We start from the raw sequence: 18,486 nt of genomic DNA on the forward strand, positions 1-18,486 counted from the left end.
AAGGTCAGGAACTTCGAGGGGCTCCTGGATGCGCGAAAACGAGACGCGACTGGGACCGGCGGGTACGGCGGAGGCGTTGCGCGAGGCTGCCAACAGATGTCCTTCCGAGGGCTCGCGGCGGACTGACTACACGCACGCCAGACAACCTCGCAACGTGAGCAGCGGAGCGGGTCGTCAAAGGGCAGCGCAAAGGGGCAGTGTAGCCGAACGGCACACGCCTGTCCACTTCGCTCTCGCTGCATGCTTCACGTTGGTCGCAGCATCGCCCGTCCGAGCGGATCCGTCAAGCCCGAAAGCTCGACTTTCAGCCGTCTCGGGGCCTGGACGCTGGGTTTTCTCCCCTGTGTGATCGGTCGCCTACCGCCCGGCCCAAGACGATACCCGCGAACGGGGGCGGCTAACGCTCCGTCACACCGGGGGTCGAACCCATGCTGACAACCGGTGTAGCTGCGAAGGAGATACCCGTGACCTGGGCTCCGCCAAACCTGATTTTTAGTAACAATTGAAGTAAGCGGCGCGCCCGGCGCCTCACGCGGTCCCGATCAGCGTCGACAGGTCGGCCACGAGCCAGCGCGATCCTTGCTTGACCATGACGAACCTCGCCCGGTTCTGGCTGACCTGTTGCTGCTGCTCTGCCTTCCCGGTGATCTTCTTTACCGTACCCGTGTTCACGAACATCAGAACCTCCACGCGACCGGGTTCCGCGCGCTCCACGGCGACGGCCGCGACGGCGGCGGTCTGCACGGTCCGCTGCGCCTTCGCCTTGGCCACCAGCGTGCCGGACAGCTCCTTGTAGTGACTGGTGAGCGCGCCCGTCGTGTGCTCCGCCGCCCGCGCCAGATCCTGCTCGATCGTGCGGTAGTCGTAGGACAGCAGATCGGGCGCGACGGCCCTGGCCGCCGCCATCGCCTCGGCGCCGGCCGCCTCGCCGTCGCGCATGGCGCTCAGGTCCAGCCAGAGCACGCCCGTCACGGTCGCCAGGGCCAGCACCAGGACGGCCAGCGAGACGACCCCGGCCTTCCTCACGAGACCTGCACCGCCTTCGACACCAGCCACGCGCCGGAGACCTTGGTCAGGTCCATCGACCACCGGTAGAACCGCTCCTGTGGAGCGTTGTCGGAGCCGTCCCAGCGGATCTCCACGTCGGCCACCACGAGTGCCTTCGCCGTGCTCTCCGACATCGACACCAGCCCGGCCGCGCGCAGCACGCCCTCCTGCACGACCTTGTTGGCGACCGTGGTGCTCTTGAGCTTGCTCGCGGCGGCTTCGTAGCCCGCCTTCGCCGGGCCCGTCGAGGTGACCAGGATGCGCTGCAGATCGGCCTCTACGGTCTTGTGGTCAAGTGAGAGCAAACTCACCGCGTGGGTGCCCGCCGCGAGCAGCGCCGCCTGCCGCTCGTCCGCTCTGGCCTGCGCGTCGCGCGCCTGCATGACCAGCCAGACGACGGCGGCGATCAGCAGCGCCGCCGCGACGGCGAGCGCCGGGACCGCGTGGCGGCCCAGCCGAGCGAAGATCTCAGCCACGTACGCCCCCTTCCCGGCACCGATTCGCCGGGATCATAACCCGCGGGCCTCGGCAGGGGTGCGCGAACCAACCGATGCCGTCGATATGGGCCTTGATCAGGCTACGAGCGGTCCGGAAGCCTTCAGATGGCCGCTGAGGCCGTGAGCGCCCGCCCTACTCCGGGAAACGCCTCGGCGGGCCGCCAGGGCGTGTCAGCCCTCACTGAGCGCCCGCAAGCGGGGTCGCAGCAGTCGTGCGCCCTCTTCGGGTGGCATCCCTGTACGCATGTCGCGCGGGCACGCTTACAGGGATGTACGCCTGTCGTCCGGGCATGCGAAAGGGGCGGCACACCCGGCACCTGGGTGTGACCGCCCCTTTGCGATGAAGCGTTGAGCCGCCTCGTGACGCGTTCTGAGCGAACGAGTTACTTGACGGTGACGCTGGCGCCGGCGCCCTCGAGGGCAGCCTTGGCCTTCTCCGCCTGCTCCTTGTTGACCTTGCCGTCGAAGACGGACTTGGGAGCGCCGTCCACCAGGTCCTTGGCCTCCTTGAGGCCGAGGGAGGTGAGGGCGCGGATCTCCTTGATGACCTGGATCTTCTTGTCGCCGGCGCCTTCGAGGATGACCTCGAACTCGTCCTGCTCCTCGACGGCGGCGGCCTCACCGGCACCACCGACGGGGGCGGCGGCGACCGCGACGGGGGCGGCGGCCTTGACGTCGAAGACCTCTTCGAACTGCTTAACGAACTCGGAAAGCTCGAGGAGGGTCATCTCCTTGAACGCGTCGAGCAGCTCGTCGGTGCTGAGCTTCGCCATGATGGTTTCCTCCGTATGGGACTTTGAAATTTAGGAACGGGACCGCGGGTGTTGCGGCAATCCCCGTCTTACTCGCCCGACTCTTCGCGCTTGGCGCGAAGAGCATCGGCCAGCTGAGCCATGTTGGTGGGCAGCGCGGCGAACATCGCAGCAGCAGAGCTCTGCTTCGCCTTGATCGCACCAGCAAGCTTCGCGAGAAGAACCTCGCGGGACTCAAGGTCAGCGAGTTTGGTGATCTCGGTGGCGTCCAGCTTCTTGCCGTCGAGGACGCCTCCCTTGATCACCAGGAGGGGATTGGCCTTGGCGAAGTCACGCAGACCCTTGGCCGCCTCGACAACGTCTCCGCTGACGAACGCGATCGCGGTCGGACCGGTCAGCAGCTCTCCGATGCCGGGAAGACCGGCCTCGTCCGCTGCGATCTTGGTCAGGGTGTTCTTCGCCACGGCGAACTTCGCATTCTCACCGAGAGATACGCGCAGCTGCTTGAGCTGGGCGACGGTGAGACCGCGGTACTCGGTCAGAACGGCCGCAGCGCTGCCTTCGAACTCGCTTCTGAGCTCGGCAACTGCTGTCGCCTTATCCGCCCTCGCCATGGGCCTCCTTCCAGATGTGCCACCGGCGAAGGGCCCCCTGACATGAGAACAGCCCCGGGCGCAGGGCGCACACGGGGCTCACGCACATGACTCACGTCATGCGGGGAAACTCGTATCACACCTGCGCGGGCCGTCCACATGTCGTGGATCCTTCGGTCGCCAGGCTTTGAGGCACCTGACGACGACCGGCGGTCTTCGGCAACGACCACACTACGGGGTGGCCGCCGAGTTTCCAAATCGCTCTCTAGTTGGTCGTGCCCTTGGGCAGCTCACCGACCTGGTCGGCGGGCGGGGCCTGGATGTTGACGGGCTCGTTGTAGCCCTTGAACATCAGGGCCGCGTCCATCGAGGCGCCCTTCTCCGAGCCGCTCATCGTGACCTTGCGCGGCAGCTTGTCGGCGCCGACCCAGATGTCGAACTTGACGTTCTTCAGCTCGGCCAGGTTGGTCCGCGCCCGCTCCTGCTTCTCGGCGGGCAGCTGCTTCAGCGCCGCGTCCACCGGGAAGGTGCCGGCGTAGTGGGTGGTGTCCTCGCCGCCGACGTTCTCGGTGCCGACCGACTTGACGTCCTGCGAGGCGGTGACCATCTCGGTCACGCCGGCCAGGTCGAACTGCTGGATCTGGCCGAGCACCTGGTCGATCTGGCCGCGGTCGGCGCCGGCCTCGCTCAGCGGCACCTTGACCCACTGCTTGGTCGCGCCGAGCACCTTGTTGAGGGCGTCGACCTTCAGGTAGACGGTGTCGCCCTGCAGGACGACCCGTGCCCCGCCGGGCAGGCTCTGACCGCCGAAGTCGGCGCTGTCGATGGTGAGGTCCACGGCGAGCTCGGGCTTGCTCTGGAAGAGCATGCGGCCCTGAGCCTTGCCGGCGCCGTTCTGCGGGTCCGTCACGTTGACGACGGCGTCAACGGTGTAGGAGCTCACGTCGGCCGTCTTCTGCGCGGCCTGTGCCAGCACCTCCGAGGCGGCCAGATTGACCTGGATGGGCTGCGCGGTCGTTCCGCAACCGGCGACTGTGACCGCGACAAGGGCGGCGCCGGCCGCGGCAGTGGCGAGAGAAATCCTGCGCTTCAGCATGGTTTGAACCCTACGTGCCGGAGATCTGTCAGGAGCGGCTTCCCCGTACATCTCATGGAAAACTAAGGGTTATCCCTGAGGGCGATTCTCCCCGAGACACGACGTTTCCCCCCGAGACACGACAGAGCCCCCGCCGCGGTGCGCGGCGGGGGCTCTGTACGGGTCTGACGGCCCCGCAGGGCCTGTCCTACGCCTCCAGGTCGGCGGTGAGGCCGCGGGTGGCGTTGGGGTCGACCGGGACGCCGGGGCCCATGGTCGTCGAGAAGGTGACCTTCTTGACGTAGCGGCCCTTGGCGGCCGACGGCTTGAGACGCAGCACCTCGTCGAGCGCGGCGGCGTAGTTCTCGATGAGCTGAAGCTCGGGGAACGACGTCTTGCCGATGACGAAGTGCAGGTTGGCCTGCCGGTCGGTGCGGAACTCGATCTTGCCGCCCTTGATCTCGGTCACGGCCTTGGCGACGTCGGGGGTCACGGTGCCGGTCTTGGGGTTCGGCATGAGACCACGCGGGCCCAGGACGCGGCCCAGACGGCCGACCTTGCCCATGAGGTCCGGGGTGGCGACCACGGCGTCGAACTCGTTGAGGCGGTTGCCCTTGGCGATCTCGTCGATCAGCTCGTCGGCGCCGACGATGTCGGCGCCCGCCTCGCGGGCCGTCTCGGCACGGTCGCCGGTCGCGAAGACCAGGACCCGGGCGGTCTTACCGGTGCCGTGCGGGAGGTTGACCGTGCCGCGCACGATCTGGTCGGCCTTGCGAGGGTCGACGCCCAGCCGCAACGCCACCTCGACGGTCGCGTCGAACTTGGTGGCGGACGTCTCCTTGGCCAGCTTCGCGGCCTCGGCGGGCGTGTAGAGCTTGTCGCGGTCGATCTTGGCTTCCGCGTCCTTGTGCGCCTTGCTGCGCTGCATGTCTGTCTCCTTGTGGTGCGCGGGCCGCATCCGGCCCTCCCACGGTGTCGGGAAAGGTCTTACTCGGCGACGGTGATGCCCATGGACCGGGCGGTGCCGGCGATGATCTTCTCGGCGGCCTCGACGGTGTTGGCGTTGAGGTCCGGCATCTTCGTCTCGGCGATGCTGCGCAGCTGCTCGCGGCTGAGCTTGCCGACCTTGTCCTTGTGCGGGACCGCGCTGCCCTTGTCGAGGCCCAGAGCCTTCTTGATCAGCTCGGGCGCCGGGGGCGTCTTCGTGATGAAGGTGAAGCTGCGGTCTTCGAAAATGGTGATCTCGACGGGGATGATGTTGCCCCGCTGGGCCTCCGTCGCAGCGTTGTACTGCTTGACGAAGTCCATGATGTTGACGCCGTGGGGACCGAGTGCGGTACCGACCGGCGGGGCGGGCGTGGCCTGGCCAGCGGGAAGCTGGACCTTGACCAGAGCCGCGATCTTCTTCTTCGGAGGCATGAGTCCTTCTCCGGGTCCTGATCGTGATGCTGTCCTGACGCGGATGCGCCCGGACATGTCGGAAGGCCGCCCTTCGCGAAAGGCGGCCGGCCGAACGTCTAAGTGTAGGTGATCGTCTTAGATCTTCGAGACCTGGTTGAACGACAGCTCGACCGGGGTCTCCCGTCCGAAGATCGAAACGAGCACCTTGAGCTTCTGCGACTCGGGGCTGATCTCGCTGACCGAGGCGGGCAGGGTGGCGAACGGGCCGTCCATGACCGTGACGGACTCGCCGATCTCGAACTCGACGGTGGGTCCGGTGCTGGTCTTGGCGGCGGCCTTCTTGCTCTCCTCGCTCGGCTCCGGGGCCAGCAGCTTGCCGACCTCGTCGATGCTGAGCGGGCTCGGCTTGTTGGACAGGCCCACGAAGCCGGTCACGCCGGGCGTGTTACGGACGGCGGCCCAGGACTCGTCGGTCAGCTCCATGCGCACCAGGACGTAGCCGGGCAGCACGCGCTCCTTGACCGGGACCTTCTTGCCGCTCTTGAACTCCTGGACGGTGTGCGTGGGCACCTCGACCTGGTAGATGAAGTCCTCCATGTTGAGCGAGACGTTACGGCTCTCGATGTTGGACTTCACCCGGTTCTCGTAACCGGCGTAGGAGTGGATGACGTACCACTCGCCGGGGAGGCCGCGCAGGCCGCGCTTGAACTCCTCGACCGGATCGACGTCGGGCAGGACGTCCCCGTCTTCGTCGACGGTGGGAGAGGCGTCGGCGGACTCGTCGCCGTCGACCGGAGCGTCGTCGTCTGTCTCGACGACGGCCTCCTCGTCGTGGTCGGCAACGTCCTCGACGGTCTCCTCAGCGGCCTCGAAGGCCTCTTCCGGCTCGCGGGACTCGTCCGCCGGCACTGAAGACTCGGACACGGTGACTCTTCCTCTTTCGTCGTAAAGAATGGCGACTCCGTCAGGATGCACCGGAGGCGTCAGGATCAGGCCCCGCCGAAGACACGCAGAACGACCCAGCCGAAGCCGGCGTCCAACGCGTAGACGATGCCGACCATGATCACAACGAATACCATGACGACGGAGGTGTACGTGACGAGCTCATTGCGTGTCGGCCAGATGACCTTACGCAGCTCGCTGACGATCTGCCGATAGAAGAGGGCGGGAGAAGTTCGCTTCTTCTTCTCTCCACCAGGCTTACCTGCGGTCTCGCCGCGCGTGTCGATCGCCACAGTCCCCACCTGATCTGTCGTATCCAACGCAGTTTTGCGGCGCGCTTACACGCCAAGTATTGCGCGGACCGCACTCGCAGGGCACGAGGGACTCGAACCCCCAACCGCCGGTTTTGGAGACCGGTGCGCTACCAATTGCGCCAGTGCCCTATGTCGTCAACCACACTACCCTGATCGACTCACTGCCTGGACCGAACCGCACACCGACATGCGGCGGCACGACCAGGAAAAAGTGTAGGGGTGTTTGGCCGCCACGTCGAACTGATCCCCGATCGCCCAGGTCACACGCCCATGAAAGCATGGGGACATGTCCACCCGTCCCCGTGTCTCCACACGGATTTCCGCGATCTCCGAGTCCGCGACCCTCGCCGTGGACGCCAAGGCGAAGGCGATGAAGGCCGCCGGTCGGCCGGTCATCGGCTTCGGCGCCGGCGAGCCCGACTTCCCGACACCCGGCTACATCGTCGAAGCGGCCGTGCAGGCGGCGCGCGACCCGCGTTTCCACAAGTACACCCCGGCGGGCGGCCTGCCCGAGCTCAAGAAGGCGATCGCCGCCAAGACGCTGCGCGATTCCGGCTACGAGGTCGACGCGTCGCGCGTGCTGGTCACCAACGGCGGCAAGCAGGCCGTCTACGAGACGTTCGCCACACTGCTCGACCCGGGCGACGAGGTGCTCGTGGTGGCCCCCTACTGGACGACCTACCCCGAGGCGATCAAGCTGGCCGGGGGCGTCCAGGTGGACGTCGTCACCGACGAGAGCACCGGCTACCTCGCGAGCGTCGAGCAGCTGGAGGCCGCGCGCACCGAGCGCACCAAGGTGCTGCTGTTCGTCTCGCCGTCCAACCCGACCGGCGCCGTCTACTCGCGCGAGCAGACCGAGGCGATCGGCCGCTGGGCGGCCGAGCACGACCTCTGGGTCGTCACCGACGAGATCTACGAGCACCTCACGTACGGCGGCGCGGAGTTCACCAGCATCGCCACCGCCGTCCCGGAGCTCGGCGACCGGGTCGTCATCCTGAACGGCGTGGCCAAGACCTTCGCGATGACGGGCTGGCGGGTCGGCTGGCTGATCGGCCCGGCCGACGTGGTCAAGGCCGCCGCCAACCTGCAGTCCCACGCCACCTCCAACGTCGCGAACGTGTCGCAGATGGCCGCGCTGGCCGCCGTCTCCGGCGACCTGTCGGCGGTGGCGGAGATGCGGGAGGCGTTCGACCGCCGCCGCCAGACGATGGTACGGATGCTCAACGACATCCCGGGCGTGTTCTGCCCGGAGCCGAAGGGCGCCTTCTACGCCTACCCGACGGTCAAGGACCTGCTCGGCAAGGAGCTGCGCGGCCGGCGGCCGCAGTCCTCGGCCGAGCTGGCCGAGCTGATCCTGGAGGAGGCGGAGGTGGCGGTCGTCCCCGGCGAGGCGTTCGGCACGCCCGGTTACTTCCGGCTGTCCTACGCCCTCGGCGACGACGACCTGGTCGAAGGCGTCAGCCGCCTGGCCAAGCTGCTGGCCGAGGCGCACTAGTCCGACGCGCGGGCGGCCCGCCACCGGCCGGCGGGCGGCCCGCGCGCGGAGGGCCTATTCGACGCTCGCGGCCACCTTGGCGATCTGCCCGGTGATGCCCCGGGTGGCGGCGATGTAGACGGCGGTGCCGGGGTGTTCGAGCCACATGAAGTGCCGCATCCCGCCGCGGGTCCGCCAGTGCAGGGCGGGCTTGCCCTGGTGCATGACGAGCCCCGCCTTGATGACGAGGGAGGCGAACCGCTCGGGTGACCGCACCCCGCACACCACCCCCACGTACAACCGCTCGTCCCCCATGCTCCAGATCTGTCCCTTGACCTTGAGGCGCTCGGTGAGCGACCCGAGCCGCCGGAACGTACCGGACCGGGCCGACCCCGGAGGCATCGTCCCGATCGTGACGGGTACGGCGCCGCAGGCGAGGGTGAAGCCCGACTGGGAGATGGGGGCGTTGCTCGGCCGCGCGACGGGGGTTCTCGGCGTGGTGGGGCCGCACGCGGTCAAGCTGAGCACCAGCATCGCTGCCGCCAGGCGCCGCATCACAACACCATGACTTTCAGGTGGACGTCGGGAATAGGGCCCTTAGTCTCCTACAGGAGCCGGGGGCGAGGCGGCAAGACCGTTCGGCCGAGGCCAGGCCCGTCGGGTGGCAAAATATGGCGATGGCACGGTCCCTGCACACGCTTCCCAAGGCCCACCTGCACCTTCACTTCACCGGCTCGATGCGGCACGCCACGCTGATCGAGCTCGCCAGGGAGCAGGGCCTGCATCTGCCCGACGCGCTGGAGGAGGACTGGCCGCCCAAGCTACGGGCGACCGACGAGCGCGGCTGGTTCCGCTTCCAGCGCCTGTACGACATCGCCAGGTCCGTGCTGGGCCGGCCGGACCACGTTTACCGGCTGCTGCGCGAGACGGCGCGCGACGAGGCGGCGGCGGGCTCGCGGTGGCTGGAGATCCAGGTGGACCCGTCCGGTTACGCGCACCGGTTCGGCGGGCTGACGGCCACGCTGGAGCTGGTGCTGGACGCGGCGCGGCGGGCCGCCGACGAGGCGGGGATCGGCATCGCGGTGGTCGTGGCCGCCAACAGGACCAGGCATCCGCTCGACGCCAACACGCTGGCCCGGCTGGCCTCGCAGTACACCGACCAGGGCGTGGTCGGGTTCGGGCTGTCCAACGACGAGCGGCGGGCCCAGGCGCGCGACTTCGAGCGGGCCTTCAGGATCGCCAAGCGGGCCGGGCTGCTGGCCGTGCCGCACGGGGGTGAGCTGCTGGGGCCGCGCAGCGTGGCACAGTGCGTGGACGACCTGGGCGCCGACCGGGTCGGGCACGGCGTGCGCGCGGCGGAGGACCGGCGGCTGATGGAGCGGCTGGCCGACCGGCAGATCTGCTGCGAGGTCTGCCCCACCTCCAACGTGGGGCTCGGGGTGGTGGAGCGGGCGTCCGACGTGCCGCTGCGCAGGCTGTTCGACGCGGGGGTGCCGATCGCGCTGGGGTCGGACGACCCGCTGCTGTTCGGTGCGCGGCTGCTGCGGCAGTACGAGCTGGCGCGGGAGGCGTACGGCTTCAGCGACGCGGAGGTGGCGGAGCTGGCCAGGCAGTCGATCAGGTCGTCGGCCGCGCCCGATTCGGTGCGCAAGGAGCTGATGCGGGGCATCGACGACTGGCTGGCCTCACCCGAGTGAGCGGGCCAGCTCGACGGCCCGGTCCATCGCGGTGACCCCCTCCAGCCTGTAGCCGACGGCGCCGGTCTGCCAGACGAGGGTGGGGCCCGCCTGGCGCAGCGGGATCTCGGTGTCGTCCGGCCTGGTGATGTAGCCGACCGGGTGCTCACCTGACAGCCACCAGCCGGTGACGCCGTTCACCGGGACGTCCTGGGGGAACGGCGGGCCGAGGCGTTTGAAGAAGTAGGGGTCCATGCCGCCGTCGAACTGGTCGAAGCGGATGCCGCCCGGCCAGAACATCGACACCACCCGGCCGCCGTCGCTCACCGTGACGCGTCGCGGCGGGCCCAGCGCGGTCAGGGTCCGCACCGGGAAGCGGGCCTGGGCCGCCGCCTGTCCTGGGGGTACGGCGCGCTCGCCGGGCAGCACGGTGGGGGTGGCCACAGGGGGCGGGGTGTCGCTGGTCAGCGTCAGCTCGATCCCGGCGTGGCGCAGGATGGTGAGCACGGCCTGCCTGCCCTGCGGCGTGGCGGCGGTCACGGCGACGATCACGGCCACGACGACCGCGACCACCCTCCACCTGACCCGCCGCCGCGCGTTCGCAGGGGCGTGCGGGGGCAGGGCATCGAGCCGGGCGCGCACCGTCGCCGCCACCTGGTCGGGCGGCGGCGCCGGCACATCGAGGGACTCGGCCAGGGCGCGCAGCTCGGCCTCAAGGTCATCGGAGCTCATCGCGCACCTCCTCCCTCAGCCGGGCCAGGCCCCGGTGGGTCCTGGACTTGACGCTGCCGATCGGGCAGCCGAGCACCTGGGCGGTCTCGGCCTCCGACAGCTGTAAGAAGTACCGGCAGACGACGGCGTCGCGTTCCCGTTCCGGCAGCGTGCGGACCGCCTCCAGCAGCCGGGCGCGCCGGTCGGTGGCCACGGCCGTGCCCTCGGGATCGTCTCCGGCCGTCAGCTCCGCCGTCGCGCTGAGCCGTACGGAGAGCCGGGACCTGCGCCCGCGCGACCGGGTCAGGTTGTGCGTCTCGTTGGCCACGATGCGCAGCAGCCACGGCCGGAACGCCGACTCGCGGCGGAACGACCGCAGGTGCTTGAAGGCCTTGACGAACGCCTCCTGCACCACGTCCTCGGTCTCGTCCCCCGCGCCCAGCACGGCGGCGGTGCGGTGGGCGAGCGCGCTGTAGCGGGCGACCAGCGCCTCGTAGGCGGACAGGTCACCCTGGAGCGAGCGGCCGATGGCCTCGTCGTCGTCCATGGACGAGTCAGATTCCACCGCATCCGGAAGCCACGCGGAAGGGCGTTTCGTCCATGAGGTGACCTCTCGTTCCTGCCTGGCACTAGACTCGGGCCATTCCTCGAGCCCCTAAGGAACGGGACTATGTCTTCTGGGTATGACCGTGTAGTGCAACCGGCGGCCGGTGACGAGGCCCTGGAGAACCATCTCGGTGGGGACGAGGCCAAGAACTATCGGCAGTACGAGTTCGACATGGTCGCCCCCCATGTCGGCCGTTCGATGCTGGAGATCGGCTCGGGGCTCGGCCACTTCGCCGACCAGTTCCTGCCCAGGCTCGACCGGCTGGTCGTGAGCGACTTCGACCCCTACTGCGTGGAGCAGCTGCAGAAGCGTTTCGAGGGCCGCGACGACATCGACGTGCTGCAGTTCGGCCTGCCGACCGAGATCCCGCTGAAGGACAAGGTCGACACGGTCGTGATGATGAACGTCCTGGAGCACATCGAGGACGACGCCGAGGCGCTGCGCTCGCTGGCCCGGGTGACGCTGCCCGGCGGCCGGATCATCATCTGGGTGCCCGGCTACATGCAGCTGTACGGCGACTTCGACCGTAAGGTCGGCCATGTCCAGCGCTACACGCCCAAGACGCTGCGCGCCACGGTCGACAAGGCCGGCCTTGAGGTCGATGTGCTCAAGCCGATCAACTTCCTGGGCGGGATCGCCTGGTGGGCGGCGGTCCGCCGGGGCGGCGTCGGCTACCCTGACCCGCGCCTGGTCAAGATCTACGACCGCACGGTGGTGCCGGCCACGCGGCTGATCGAGCGCTTCATCCGCCCCCCGTTCGGCCAGACGGTCTTCTGCGTGGCCCGCGTCCCTGCGTGATGACCAGGGCTACTTGATGGACCCGGCCGTGAGGCCCCCGACCACCTTCCGCTCGATGAGGGCGAACAGGATGATCACCGGGATGGTGGCGATCACGGAGCCGGCGAACAGGTTCTGCCAGTCGACCTGATACTGGCCGATGAAGGAGTTGAGCGCCACGGTCAGTGGCTGCTTCTCCGGCGTGGTGGTCAGGGTCAGGGCGACGACGAACTCGTTCCAGGCGGCGATGAACGTGAAGATCAGCGCGGTGATCACGCCGGGCATGGCGAGCGGCAGCGTGATCCTGAACAGCGCGCCGAAGCGGCCGTTGCCGTCGATGAAGGCGGCCTCCTCCAGCTCGCGCGGGATCGAGGCGAAGTAGGCGTTCAGGATCCACACCGCGAACGCCAGGTTGAACCCGCCGTTGACCAGGATCAGCGACCAGATCGAGTCGACGAGCCCGAGCTGCGAGAACTCCCGGTAGATGCCGACCAGCATGGCCGTGGGCTGGAACATCTGGGTGATCAGCACCAGGATCAGGAACATGGTGCGGCCCCGGAAGTTGTGCCGGGCGGAGTAGTAGGCCGCCGGCAGCGCCACCAGCAGCACCAGGACGGTCGAGCCGGCCGCCACCTGGAGGGTGACCAACAGGTTGCCGGCCAGTCCACTGCTCCAGAAGTCGACCAGGTTCGACCATTCCCACTGCGAGGGCAGCAGGGTGACGTCGCGCAGGGTCTCCTGGGGACGCAGCGAGGTCAGCACCATCACCACGTAGGGGAACAGGAAGATGAAGGCGACCACGTAGGCGGTGGCCGCGACGAGTGTCGTCTTGAGCCTGGGCATGGCGCGGGGGCCGGTCGGCCTGGGCCTGGCGTGGGCGCGCGGCGGCGCCTTGGGAGCCGTTTCGACGGCCATCATGCCACCGCCCTGTTCCAGCGGGAGATCTTGAGGAAGAGCGCGGTGATCACGAGCACCATTCCGAAGTTGACCACCGACATCGCGGCGGATTCGCCGATGTCGGAGCCCTTGAGGATGAACATGAGGATGGTGGAGGTCGCCGTCGAGTAGCCCGGCTGTCCGTGGGTCATCGCCCAGATGATCGGGAAGCTGTTGAAGACGTTCATCACGTTGATCAGGGCCGCGACGGTGAGGGCGGGCCTGAGCAGCGGCAGGGTGATCGACCAGTACGTACGGATCCGGCGGGCGCCGTCCATCTTGGCGGCCTCGTACACGTCCGAGGGGATGGTCGCGAGTCCGGCGAGCAGCGCGTACGTGGTGAACGGCACGGAGACGAACACGGCCACGAACACCAGCCACGGCATGGCCGTGGAGGCGTCGCCGAGCTGGTCGGCCGAGGCGCCGCCCATCGCGTCGATGAGCCCGAGTTTGAGCCTGATCTGGTTGATCACGCCTACTTCGGGGTCGAGCATCCACTTGAAGACGATCGCGGTCATCAGCACCGAGGCCGCCCACGGCGCGATCAGCGCCCACCGGGCGACCTTGCGGCCGGGGAAGCGCTGGTTGAACAGCTGGGCGAGGGCCAGCGAGATCACCACGGTGAGCACGACGACCGCGACCACCCAGATCACGCTGCGGACCATGACGTCCGCGAAGTCCTTCTCGGCGAACAGCTTGTGGTAATTGTCCAGCCCGTTGGAGCCGCGGACGATGCCGACCCGGCTGATCTCCAGGAATGACGACCGGATCATCTCGACGACCGGCCAGAGCACCACGAGCGCGATCAGCAGCACGGCGGGCCCGACCCAGGCGAGGGGCTCCAGGGCGCGCAACCTTCTCATGAAGAACCTTCCATGAAGGTACGGCCGGCGCCCTGGCAGGCAGGCGCCGGCCGTACCGGACCCTCGATGGTCAGCCGGCCGCGGCGGTCTTCTGGAGCTCGCCGAGGACCTTGGCCGGGTCGTCCTTGACGGCCCCGCCGATGATCTGCTTGATCTGCGGGTTCACCTCGGCCCACTTCGGGTCCTGGAAGGGGTAGAAGCTGGCGTTGGGCAGGCCGTCGAGGAACGGCTTGAGCTTCTCGTCGCCGGACAGCTTCTCGATGCCGCTCTTGGTGACGGGCAGCAGCTTGTAGGTGTCGCTGATCTTCTGCGCGGCGCTGCCGGTGTAGAAGAAGTCGAAGAACTTCTTGATCTCGGCGGCGTGGCCGTTCTTGTTGAACGCCATGATCCAGTCCATGACGCCGAGCGTGGTGTCGAGCGGGCCGGCCTTGCCGGGGATGGGCGCGACGCCGTAGTCCTTCAGGCCGGCCGCGTCGAAGATCGGGATGGACATCGGTCCGCCGTTGACCATGCCGACCTTGCCCGCGCCGAAGTCCTCCCAGACCGTCTTGCGGTCCTTGGTGCCCGGGTTCGGGGTGGTCAGGCCGGCGTCGACGAGGCCCTTGAGGTAGCCGAAGGTCTCGACGTTCTGCGGGGAGTCGATCGCCCACTTGCCGGAGGCGTCCTTGTAGCCGCCGCCGTTGCCGAGCATCCACAGGAACGACTCGGCCTGGGCCTCCTCCTGGCCGAGCGGGAGGCCGAAGGGCTGGCTGACGCCGGCGGCCTTCAGCTTCTCGGCCGCGGCCTTGAGCTCGTCCCAGGTCTTGGGCGGGTCGGTGATCTTCGCCTTGGCGAAGAGCTCCTTGTTGTAGAACAGGGCGCGGGCGGAGGAGACGAACGGGATGCCGTAGGCGGTCCCGTCGACCTTGCCGAACTCGGCGAACTTCTCCAGCATGTCGCCGGACGTCGCGGGTGACAGCACCTCGTCGACCTTGTACAGGAGCTGGTCGGCGACGAAACCGGAGTAGTCGCCGGTCTGCAGGATGTCGGGCACCTGACCGTTCTGGATCATGGTGGCGACCTGCGAGTCGATGTCGTTCCAGTTGATGACCTGGACGTCGACCTTGATGGTGGGGTTGGCCGCCTGGAACTCGTCCACGACGCCCTTCCAGAACGTCTCGCCCGAGTTCGGCTTGCCGGGGCCGTCGCCGTAGTCGGCGGCGACCATCTTCAGCGTGACCTGGCCGCCCGCGGCTGCCTGGTCGCCGCCCTCGGTGGTGGGCGCGCTGGAGGAGCCACAGCTGGACAGGACCAGTGCGGTTGCCAGGCCGAGAGCGGCGCCGCCCACAAGTCTCATTCTCACCGTAAGTACCGCCTTCTCGTCGGACGGGTCACACTGGTCCGTACCAGTCACCAGACCCGGCCCAGGGGGATGGGGCCGCGCGAGACGCAGCTCGACGCGTTTGCGCCAGAGTAAGCCTCTGTTCAACAGCCGGTCTATACCGGTTGGTCTCGGTTTGACAACACCACGGTATCGGCGGTCTAGACCACGTGTCTGCGTACGTTCTCCCCGCCCTGCGGCGACCCGATCCACGGTCCCTCGATCGACGGGTCGAGAACGCCCTCCTCCAGGAAGGTGTAGCGGCCGCCGAGCACATGGCGGGCCAGCCGGACGTCCTGGCTGTCGCTGTTGTCCCACAGCCTGTCGAACAGCGCGTCCACCCGCAGCCTCGCCTGCCGGCAGAAGGCGTCGGCCAGCTCGTACGGCCTGCGGCCCAGCTCGTGGGCGTCCTCCTGGGCCTTGACGCAGACCGCCGTCATCGCGAACACCTCGGCGCCGATGTCCACGATCCGGCCGAGGAACGACTGCTTGTGCTCCAGCCCGCCCTGCCAGCGCGACATCCCGTAGAAGGTGACCCGCGCGAGTTTCCTGCTGGTCCGCTCCACGAACCGCAGGTGTGCCGCCAGCGGGCCGAAGGGCGCGTAGGAGGTGGGCAGGTTGCCCGCTCCCGTCACCAGGCCGGGCAGCCAGCGGGCGTAGAAGGCGCCGGCCCGCTTGAGCGCCTGCGCGCGTTCCTGGCGGGAGGCGTCCGGGTTGATCAGCTCGCCGGCCGCCGACAGGTGCGCGTCGACCGCCTCCCGGGTGATGAGCAGGCGCATGATCTCCGAGGAGCCCTCGAAGATGCGGTTGATCCTGGAGTCGCGCAGCATCTGCTCCGCCGGCACCCCGCGCTCGCCGCGCGCGGCCAGCGACTCGGCCGTCTCGAAGCCGCGGCCGCCCCTGATCTGGACGAGCTCGTCGAGCACCTGGTACGACAGCTCGGAGGCGTACAGCTTGGCCAGCGCGGCCTCGATCCTGATGTCGTTGCGCCGGTCGTCGGCCATCCTCGCGGTCAGGTCGCAGACCGCCTCCAGGGCGTAGGCGGTGGCCGCGATGAAGGCGATCTTCGTCGCCACGGCCTCGTGCTCGCCGACCTTGCGCCCCCACTGGACGCGGGCGTTACCCCACTCGCGGGCGATCTTCACGGCCCACTTGGCGCTGCCCGCGCAGGTGGCGGGCAGCGAGAGCCGGCCGGTGTTGAGGGTGGTGAGCGCGATCTTCAGACCCTGACCCTCGCGGCCGATCAGGTTCCGGGCCGGGACCCGCACCTGGGAGAACTCCGTCACGCCGTTCTCGATCCCGCGCAGCCCCATGAACGCGTTGCGCCGCCTGACCGTGATGCCGGGCGAGTCCCCCTCCACGACGAAGGCGCTGATCTTCTCGCCCGTCCTGGCCATCACCACGAGCAGGTCGGCGATCACGCCGTTGGTCGTCCACAGCTTGACGCCGTCGATCACGTACTCGTCGCCGTCCCTGACCGCGGTGGTGCTCAGCCGCGCCGGGTCGGAGCCCACGTCGGGCTCGGTGAGCAGGAACGCCGAGATCTCGCCCCGCGCGCACCTCGGCAGGAACTCCCGCTTCTGCTCCTCGGTGCCGAACTGCTTGAGCGGCTGCGGCACCCCGATCGACTGGTGCGCCGACAGCAGCGTCGCCAGCGCCGGGCAGTAGGAGCCGACGAGCACCAGCGCGCGGCAGTAGTACAGGTACGGCAGGCCCAGCCCGCCGTACTCCTGACCGATCGTGATCCCGAAGGCGCCGAGCCCGGCCAGCCCCTTGACCACCTCGTCGGGCACCTGCGCGGTCCGCTCGATCAGCGCCGGATCGACGTGCCCGTCGAGGAAGCGCCGCAGCGCCCTGACGAACTCCTCGCCCCGCTCGGCGGCCTCCTCGGGGATCTTCGGAGCCGGATGGACCAGATCCAGCCGCAGGTCGCCGAGGAACAACTGCTTGGCGAAGCTGGGGCGGGTCCACTCTCGCTCGCGGGCCTGCTCGCCGAGCTCCCTTGCTTTGGCGTACTCGCTCATAGCATCCTCCCGCTGACAGTACGCCTGATGGAGATTGCTGTGTACTGCCCGACTGGCGGCGCTTTGCGCCCCCTGGACGAATCTTTCTCGCTGACGCGTCGGCGAATTTAACCGGTTGTGCCGTACGACATCCGCGACCTAGGGTCGAGGACATGCGCCTTTACCTGTGAAGCGCCGGGGCCGCCTGGAGCGGCCCGGCCAGTCAGCGAAACCGCCCACGCCCATGCAGACGCGGCAGCTGAGCTTGCGGACCGGCCTTCGGCCGCGTCGTGAGTCGCGTAAAGGAGCCTTCTCATGCGAGTACGTTCATCCGGCAAGAAGACCAAGCGGAACGTCCCAGGCCACCCCGGCCGGGAGCTTCCGCCCATGCCCCGGCAGATGCCCAAGATGCCGCAGCGGCCGATCGCGCCACCCCGGCGGATCCCGCCCAAGGGCCGCTAGGACCACTACCTGGATGGTGGAAGTCGCGGCGCACGCCCGCCACGCCATGGGCGAGCCGCGACAGACCGGTGCCCCGGCCCCTCAGCAGAGGAGCCGGGGCACCGGTTTTTGACACCCCTCGGCCATCTTGTGGCAATCTGTCGGCCATGAATTCGTCATTCATCGCCGACAAGGGGCTGTGACGTGACTTCCCCTCCCGATCCCCGTCACGATCACCACTACCTTGAGCAGGTCATCGAGCAGACCCGCACCACCATGCGCGGGCTCCGCCAGGCCAAGCACCTGATCGGGCAGGTGGAGGGCACGGGCGAAGGCGCTCAGGGAATGATCCGGGCGGCGGCCGACGGGCGCGGCGGGCTGACCAGGATCGAGCTCAATCCGCGCGCGCTGCGGCTGGATGTGGCGACGCTCGGCGCCGCGGTGACCGAGGCCGTCCAGGCGGCACAGGGCGACGCCACCCGGCGCACCGCCGAGATCGTGGCCGAGGCCGTGGGCGGGGCCGGCGCGCTGCCCGAGCCGCTGGACGAGACCTTCGTGCGCGCCCGGGTGGACGCCGCCGCCCGCGACCTCTACTCGGCGGAGCTGTGATGTTCGGGTTCGAGCTGGATCCCCGCGACATCCGCCCGCAGGATGTCGAGCGCGCCGCCGAGCAGGCCGCGCGGGTCGAGACACTGCTCGCCGAGGAGGGCGGGCGACTGGCGGAGATCGTCGGCACGGGCCGTGGCGACGGCGGCCACGTGCACGCGGCCGTCGCCGCCGACGGCCGCGTGCTGAAGATCTCCATCGAGCCGCGCGCGGTCCGCGAGGGAAGCGAAGCACTCTCCGAGGCGATCGTCCTGACGGTACGACGAGCCCAGCAGGACGCACTCCGGCAGGTGGACGCCCTGGTCAGGGAGTCGCTTGAGGAGGCGCTGCCGGGCACGTCACTCGACCCCGCCGCGCTGCGCGAGCGACTCGGCCGCCTCCTCGACTGACTCCACAATTGATCCCAATAGT

At 68.7% G+C, this 18,486-nt stretch carries 22 protein-coding genes and 1 tRNA gene; 6 read left to right on the forward strand and 17 right to left on the reverse strand.

The features are described 5' to 3' along the window. Window positions 1-528 precede the first annotated feature (528 nt). From ACIBQX_RS31130 to ACIBQX_RS31175, 10 genes are all read right to left on the reverse strand, one after another. Window positions 529-1,026, reverse strand: coding sequence for a hypothetical protein (locus ACIBQX_RS31130; RefSeq protein WP_397010749.1), 498 nt, complete (start codon window positions 1,024-1,026; stop codon window positions 529-531). Then, a complete protein-coding gene (locus ACIBQX_RS31135) occupies window positions 1,023-1,523 on the reverse strand; it encodes a hypothetical protein (protein WP_397010751.1) in 501 nt (166 codons plus the stop codon). Before ACIBQX_RS31135 ends, ACIBQX_RS31130 begins: the two co-directional genes overlap by 4 nt. Before the next feature lie 404 nt (window positions 1,524-1,927). Next, window positions 1,928-2,317 (reverse strand): 50S ribosomal protein L7/L12, encoded by a 390-nt coding sequence (gene rplL / locus ACIBQX_RS31140; RefSeq protein ID WP_397010753.1) that lies wholly within the window; start codon window positions 2,315-2,317, stop codon window positions 1,928-1,930. 68 nt (window positions 2,318-2,385) lie between these two features. Continuing rightward, window positions 2,386-2,910, reverse strand: coding sequence for a 50S ribosomal protein L10 (rplJ, locus tag ACIBQX_RS31145; RefSeq protein WP_397010755.1), 525 nt, complete (start codon window positions 2,908-2,910; stop codon window positions 2,386-2,388). Between the two features lie 244 nt (window positions 2,911-3,154). Further along, window positions 3,155-3,985, reverse strand: a complete 831-nt coding sequence (locus ACIBQX_RS31150) for a DUF1396 domain-containing protein (protein WP_397010756.1) — start codon at window positions 3,983-3,985, stop codon at window positions 3,155-3,157. Between the two features lie 187 nt (window positions 3,986-4,172). Further along, the gene (gene rplA, locus ACIBQX_RS31155) at window positions 4,173-4,892 is read right to left on the reverse strand and encodes a 50S ribosomal protein L1 (protein ID WP_397010758.1); all 720 of its coding nucleotides are present in this window, start codon (window positions 4,890-4,892) and stop codon (window positions 4,173-4,175) included. A gap of 59 nt (window positions 4,893-4,951) precedes the next feature. Continuing rightward, the gene (gene rplK / locus ACIBQX_RS31160; RefSeq protein WP_189141257.1) at window positions 4,952-5,383 is read right to left on the reverse strand and encodes a 50S ribosomal protein L11; all 432 of its coding nucleotides are present in this window, start codon (window positions 5,381-5,383) and stop codon (window positions 4,952-4,954) included. 117 nt (window positions 5,384-5,500) lie between these two features. After that, a complete protein-coding gene (gene nusG, locus ACIBQX_RS31165; RefSeq protein ID WP_397010760.1) occupies window positions 5,501-6,289 on the reverse strand; it encodes a transcription termination/antitermination protein NusG in 789 nt (262 codons plus the stop codon). 65 nt (window positions 6,290-6,354) lie between these two features. After that, window positions 6,355-6,600 carry a preprotein translocase subunit SecE gene (secE, locus tag ACIBQX_RS31170; RefSeq protein WP_397010762.1) on the reverse strand — a complete coding sequence of 82 codons (246 nt, stop codon included), beginning with the start codon at window positions 6,598-6,600 and terminating at the stop codon, window positions 6,355-6,357. Window positions 6,601-6,677: 77 nt separating this feature from the next. Further along, window positions 6,678-6,750 (reverse strand) — tRNA-Trp (locus ACIBQX_RS31175). A gap of 157 nt (window positions 6,751-6,907) precedes the next feature. On the opposite strand from ACIBQX_RS31175, the gene ACIBQX_RS31180 reads away from it, so the two are divergent. After that, a complete protein-coding gene (locus ACIBQX_RS31180) occupies window positions 6,908-8,116 on the forward strand; it encodes a pyridoxal phosphate-dependent aminotransferase (protein ID WP_397010764.1) in 1,209 nt (402 codons plus the stop codon). Between the two features lie 54 nt (window positions 8,117-8,170). Here the strand turns inward: ACIBQX_RS31180 and ACIBQX_RS31185 are convergent, their stop codons facing one another. After that, on the reverse strand, window positions 8,171-8,650 hold the full coding sequence (locus ACIBQX_RS31185; protein ID WP_397010766.1) for a hypothetical protein: 480 nt from the start codon (window positions 8,648-8,650) through the stop codon (window positions 8,171-8,173). A gap of 122 nt (window positions 8,651-8,772) precedes the next feature. Here ACIBQX_RS31185 and ACIBQX_RS31190 point away from each other — a divergent pair, with 122 nt between their 5' ends. Continuing rightward, complete coding sequence (locus ACIBQX_RS31190) at window positions 8,773-9,792, forward strand: adenosine deaminase (RefSeq protein WP_397010768.1); 1,020 nt, start codon at window positions 8,773-8,775, stop codon at window positions 9,790-9,792. Here ACIBQX_RS31190 and ACIBQX_RS31195 read toward each other — a convergent pair. Together ACIBQX_RS31195 and ACIBQX_RS31200 are read right to left on the reverse strand one after the other, a co-directional pair. Continuing rightward, window positions 9,781-10,503, reverse strand: a complete 723-nt coding sequence (locus ACIBQX_RS31195) for a hypothetical protein (protein ID WP_397010770.1) — start codon at window positions 10,501-10,503, stop codon at window positions 9,781-9,783. The genes ACIBQX_RS31190 and ACIBQX_RS31195 overlap by 12 nt on opposite strands. Continuing rightward, window positions 10,490-11,029 carry an RNA polymerase sigma factor gene (locus tag ACIBQX_RS31200; RefSeq protein WP_397010772.1) on the reverse strand — a complete coding sequence of 180 codons (540 nt, stop codon included), beginning with the start codon at window positions 11,027-11,029 and terminating at the stop codon, window positions 10,490-10,492. The genes ACIBQX_RS31195 and ACIBQX_RS31200 overlap by 14 nt, the downstream gene beginning before the upstream one ends. Window positions 11,030-11,152: 123 nt before the next feature. Here ACIBQX_RS31200 and ACIBQX_RS31205 point away from each other — a divergent pair, with 123 nt between their 5' ends. Continuing rightward, window positions 11,153-11,887: a class I SAM-dependent methyltransferase gene (locus ACIBQX_RS31205; protein ID WP_397010774.1), complete on the forward strand. Its 735-nt coding sequence runs from the start codon at window positions 11,153-11,155 to the stop codon at window positions 11,885-11,887. Between the two features lie 9 nt (window positions 11,888-11,896). On the opposite strand, the gene ACIBQX_RS31210 is transcribed toward ACIBQX_RS31205, so the two are convergent. From ACIBQX_RS31210 to ACIBQX_RS31225, 4 genes are all read right to left on the reverse strand, one after another. Next, window positions 11,897-12,784, reverse strand: a complete 888-nt coding sequence (locus tag ACIBQX_RS31210) for a carbohydrate ABC transporter permease (RefSeq protein WP_397010776.1) — start codon at window positions 12,782-12,784, stop codon at window positions 11,897-11,899. Continuing rightward, window positions 12,781-13,665, reverse strand: a complete 885-nt coding sequence (locus ACIBQX_RS31215; protein WP_397010778.1) for a carbohydrate ABC transporter permease — start codon at window positions 13,663-13,665, stop codon at window positions 12,781-12,783. The genes ACIBQX_RS31210 and ACIBQX_RS31215 overlap by 4 nt, the downstream gene beginning before the upstream one ends. Before the next feature lie 70 nt (window positions 13,666-13,735). Next, a complete protein-coding gene (locus ACIBQX_RS31220) occupies window positions 13,736-15,001 on the reverse strand; it encodes an extracellular solute-binding protein (protein WP_397011535.1) in 1,266 nt (421 codons plus the stop codon). Between the two features lie 185 nt (window positions 15,002-15,186). Next, entirely contained in the window at window positions 15,187-17,049 is a 1,863-nt protein-coding gene (locus ACIBQX_RS31225; RefSeq protein ID WP_397010780.1) for an acyl-CoA dehydrogenase family protein, read from the reverse strand. A gap of 294 nt (window positions 17,050-17,343) precedes the next feature. Between ACIBQX_RS31225 and ACIBQX_RS31230 the strand changes: the two genes are divergently transcribed. The 3 genes from ACIBQX_RS31230 (at window position 17,344) to ACIBQX_RS31240 (ending at window position 18,464) form a co-directional block, all read left to right on the forward strand. Further along, the gene (locus tag ACIBQX_RS31230; protein WP_397010782.1) at window positions 17,344-17,490 is read left to right on the forward strand and encodes a hypothetical protein; all 147 of its coding nucleotides are present in this window, start codon (window positions 17,344-17,346) and stop codon (window positions 17,488-17,490) included. Window positions 17,491-17,673: 183 nt separating this feature from the next. After that, entirely contained in the window at window positions 17,674-18,078 is a 405-nt protein-coding gene (locus tag ACIBQX_RS31235; protein ID WP_397010784.1) for a YbaB/EbfC family nucleoid-associated protein, read from the forward strand. Then, window positions 18,078-18,464, forward strand: a complete 387-nt coding sequence (locus tag ACIBQX_RS31240; protein WP_397010786.1) for a YbaB/EbfC family nucleoid-associated protein — start codon at window positions 18,078-18,080, stop codon at window positions 18,462-18,464. Before ACIBQX_RS31235 ends, ACIBQX_RS31240 begins: the two co-directional genes overlap by 1 nt. Window positions 18,465-18,486: the final 22 nt, after the last annotated feature.

It is taken from the genome of Nonomuraea sp. NPDC049714, from assembly GCF_044465295.1.
Classification (GTDB): domain Bacteria; phylum Actinomycetota; class Actinomycetes; order Streptosporangiales; family Streptosporangiaceae; genus Nonomuraea.

Bases quoted from the DNA above. Each gene is read 5' to 3' on its own strand.
- rplL (WP_397010753.1), bottom strand. From the start codon at position 2,317: ATGGCGAAGCTCAGCACCGACGAGCTGCTCGACGCGTTCAAGGAGATG.
- rplJ (WP_397010755.1), bottom strand. From the start codon at position 2,910: ATGGCGAGGGCGGATAAGGCGACAGCAGTTGCCGAGCTCAGAAGCGAG.
- ACIBQX_RS31150 (WP_397010756.1), bottom strand. From the start codon at position 3,985: ATGCTGAAGCGCAGGATTTCTCTCGCCACTGCCGCGGCCGGCGCCGCC.
- rplA (WP_397010758.1), bottom strand. From the start codon at position 4,892: ATGCAGCGCAGCAAGGCGCACAAGGACGCGGAAGCCAAGATCGACCGC.
- rplK (WP_189141257.1), bottom strand. From the start codon at position 5,383: ATGCCTCCGAAGAAGAAGATCGCGGCTCTGGTCAAGGTCCAGCTTCCC.
- ACIBQX_RS31180 (WP_397010764.1), top strand. From the start codon at position 6,908: ATGTCCACCCGTCCCCGTGTCTCCACACGGATTTCCGCGATCTCCGAG.
- ACIBQX_RS31185 (WP_397010766.1), bottom strand. From the start codon at position 8,650: ATGCGGCGCCTGGCGGCAGCGATGCTGGTGCTCAGCTTGACCGCGTGC.
- ACIBQX_RS31190 (WP_397010768.1), top strand. From the start codon at position 8,773: ATGGCACGGTCCCTGCACACGCTTCCCAAGGCCCACCTGCACCTTCAC.
- ACIBQX_RS31195 (WP_397010770.1), bottom strand. From the start codon at position 10,503: ATGAGCTCCGATGACCTTGAGGCCGAGCTGCGCGCCCTGGCCGAGTCC.
- ACIBQX_RS31200 (WP_397010772.1), bottom strand. From the start codon at position 11,029: ATGGACGACGACGAGGCCATCGGCCGCTCGCTCCAGGGTGACCTGTCC.
- ACIBQX_RS31205 (WP_397010774.1), top strand. From the start codon at position 11,153: ATGTCTTCTGGGTATGACCGTGTAGTGCAACCGGCGGCCGGTGACGAG.
- ACIBQX_RS31210 (WP_397010776.1), bottom strand. From the start codon at position 12,784: ATGATGGCCGTCGAAACGGCTCCCAAGGCGCCGCCGCGCGCCCACGCC.
- ACIBQX_RS31215 (WP_397010778.1), bottom strand. From the start codon at position 13,665: ATGAGAAGGTTGCGCGCCCTGGAGCCCCTCGCCTGGGTCGGGCCCGCC.
- ACIBQX_RS31220 (WP_397011535.1), bottom strand. From the start codon at position 15,001: ATGAGACTTGTGGGCGGCGCCGCTCTCGGCCTGGCAACCGCACTGGTC.
- ACIBQX_RS31225 (WP_397010780.1), bottom strand. From the start codon at position 17,049: ATGAGCGAGTACGCCAAAGCAAGGGAGCTCGGCGAGCAGGCCCGCGAG.
- ACIBQX_RS31230 (WP_397010782.1), top strand. From the start codon at position 17,344: ATGCGAGTACGTTCATCCGGCAAGAAGACCAAGCGGAACGTCCCAGGC.
- ACIBQX_RS31240 (WP_397010786.1), top strand. From the start codon at position 18,078: ATGTTCGGGTTCGAGCTGGATCCCCGCGACATCCGCCCGCAGGATGTC.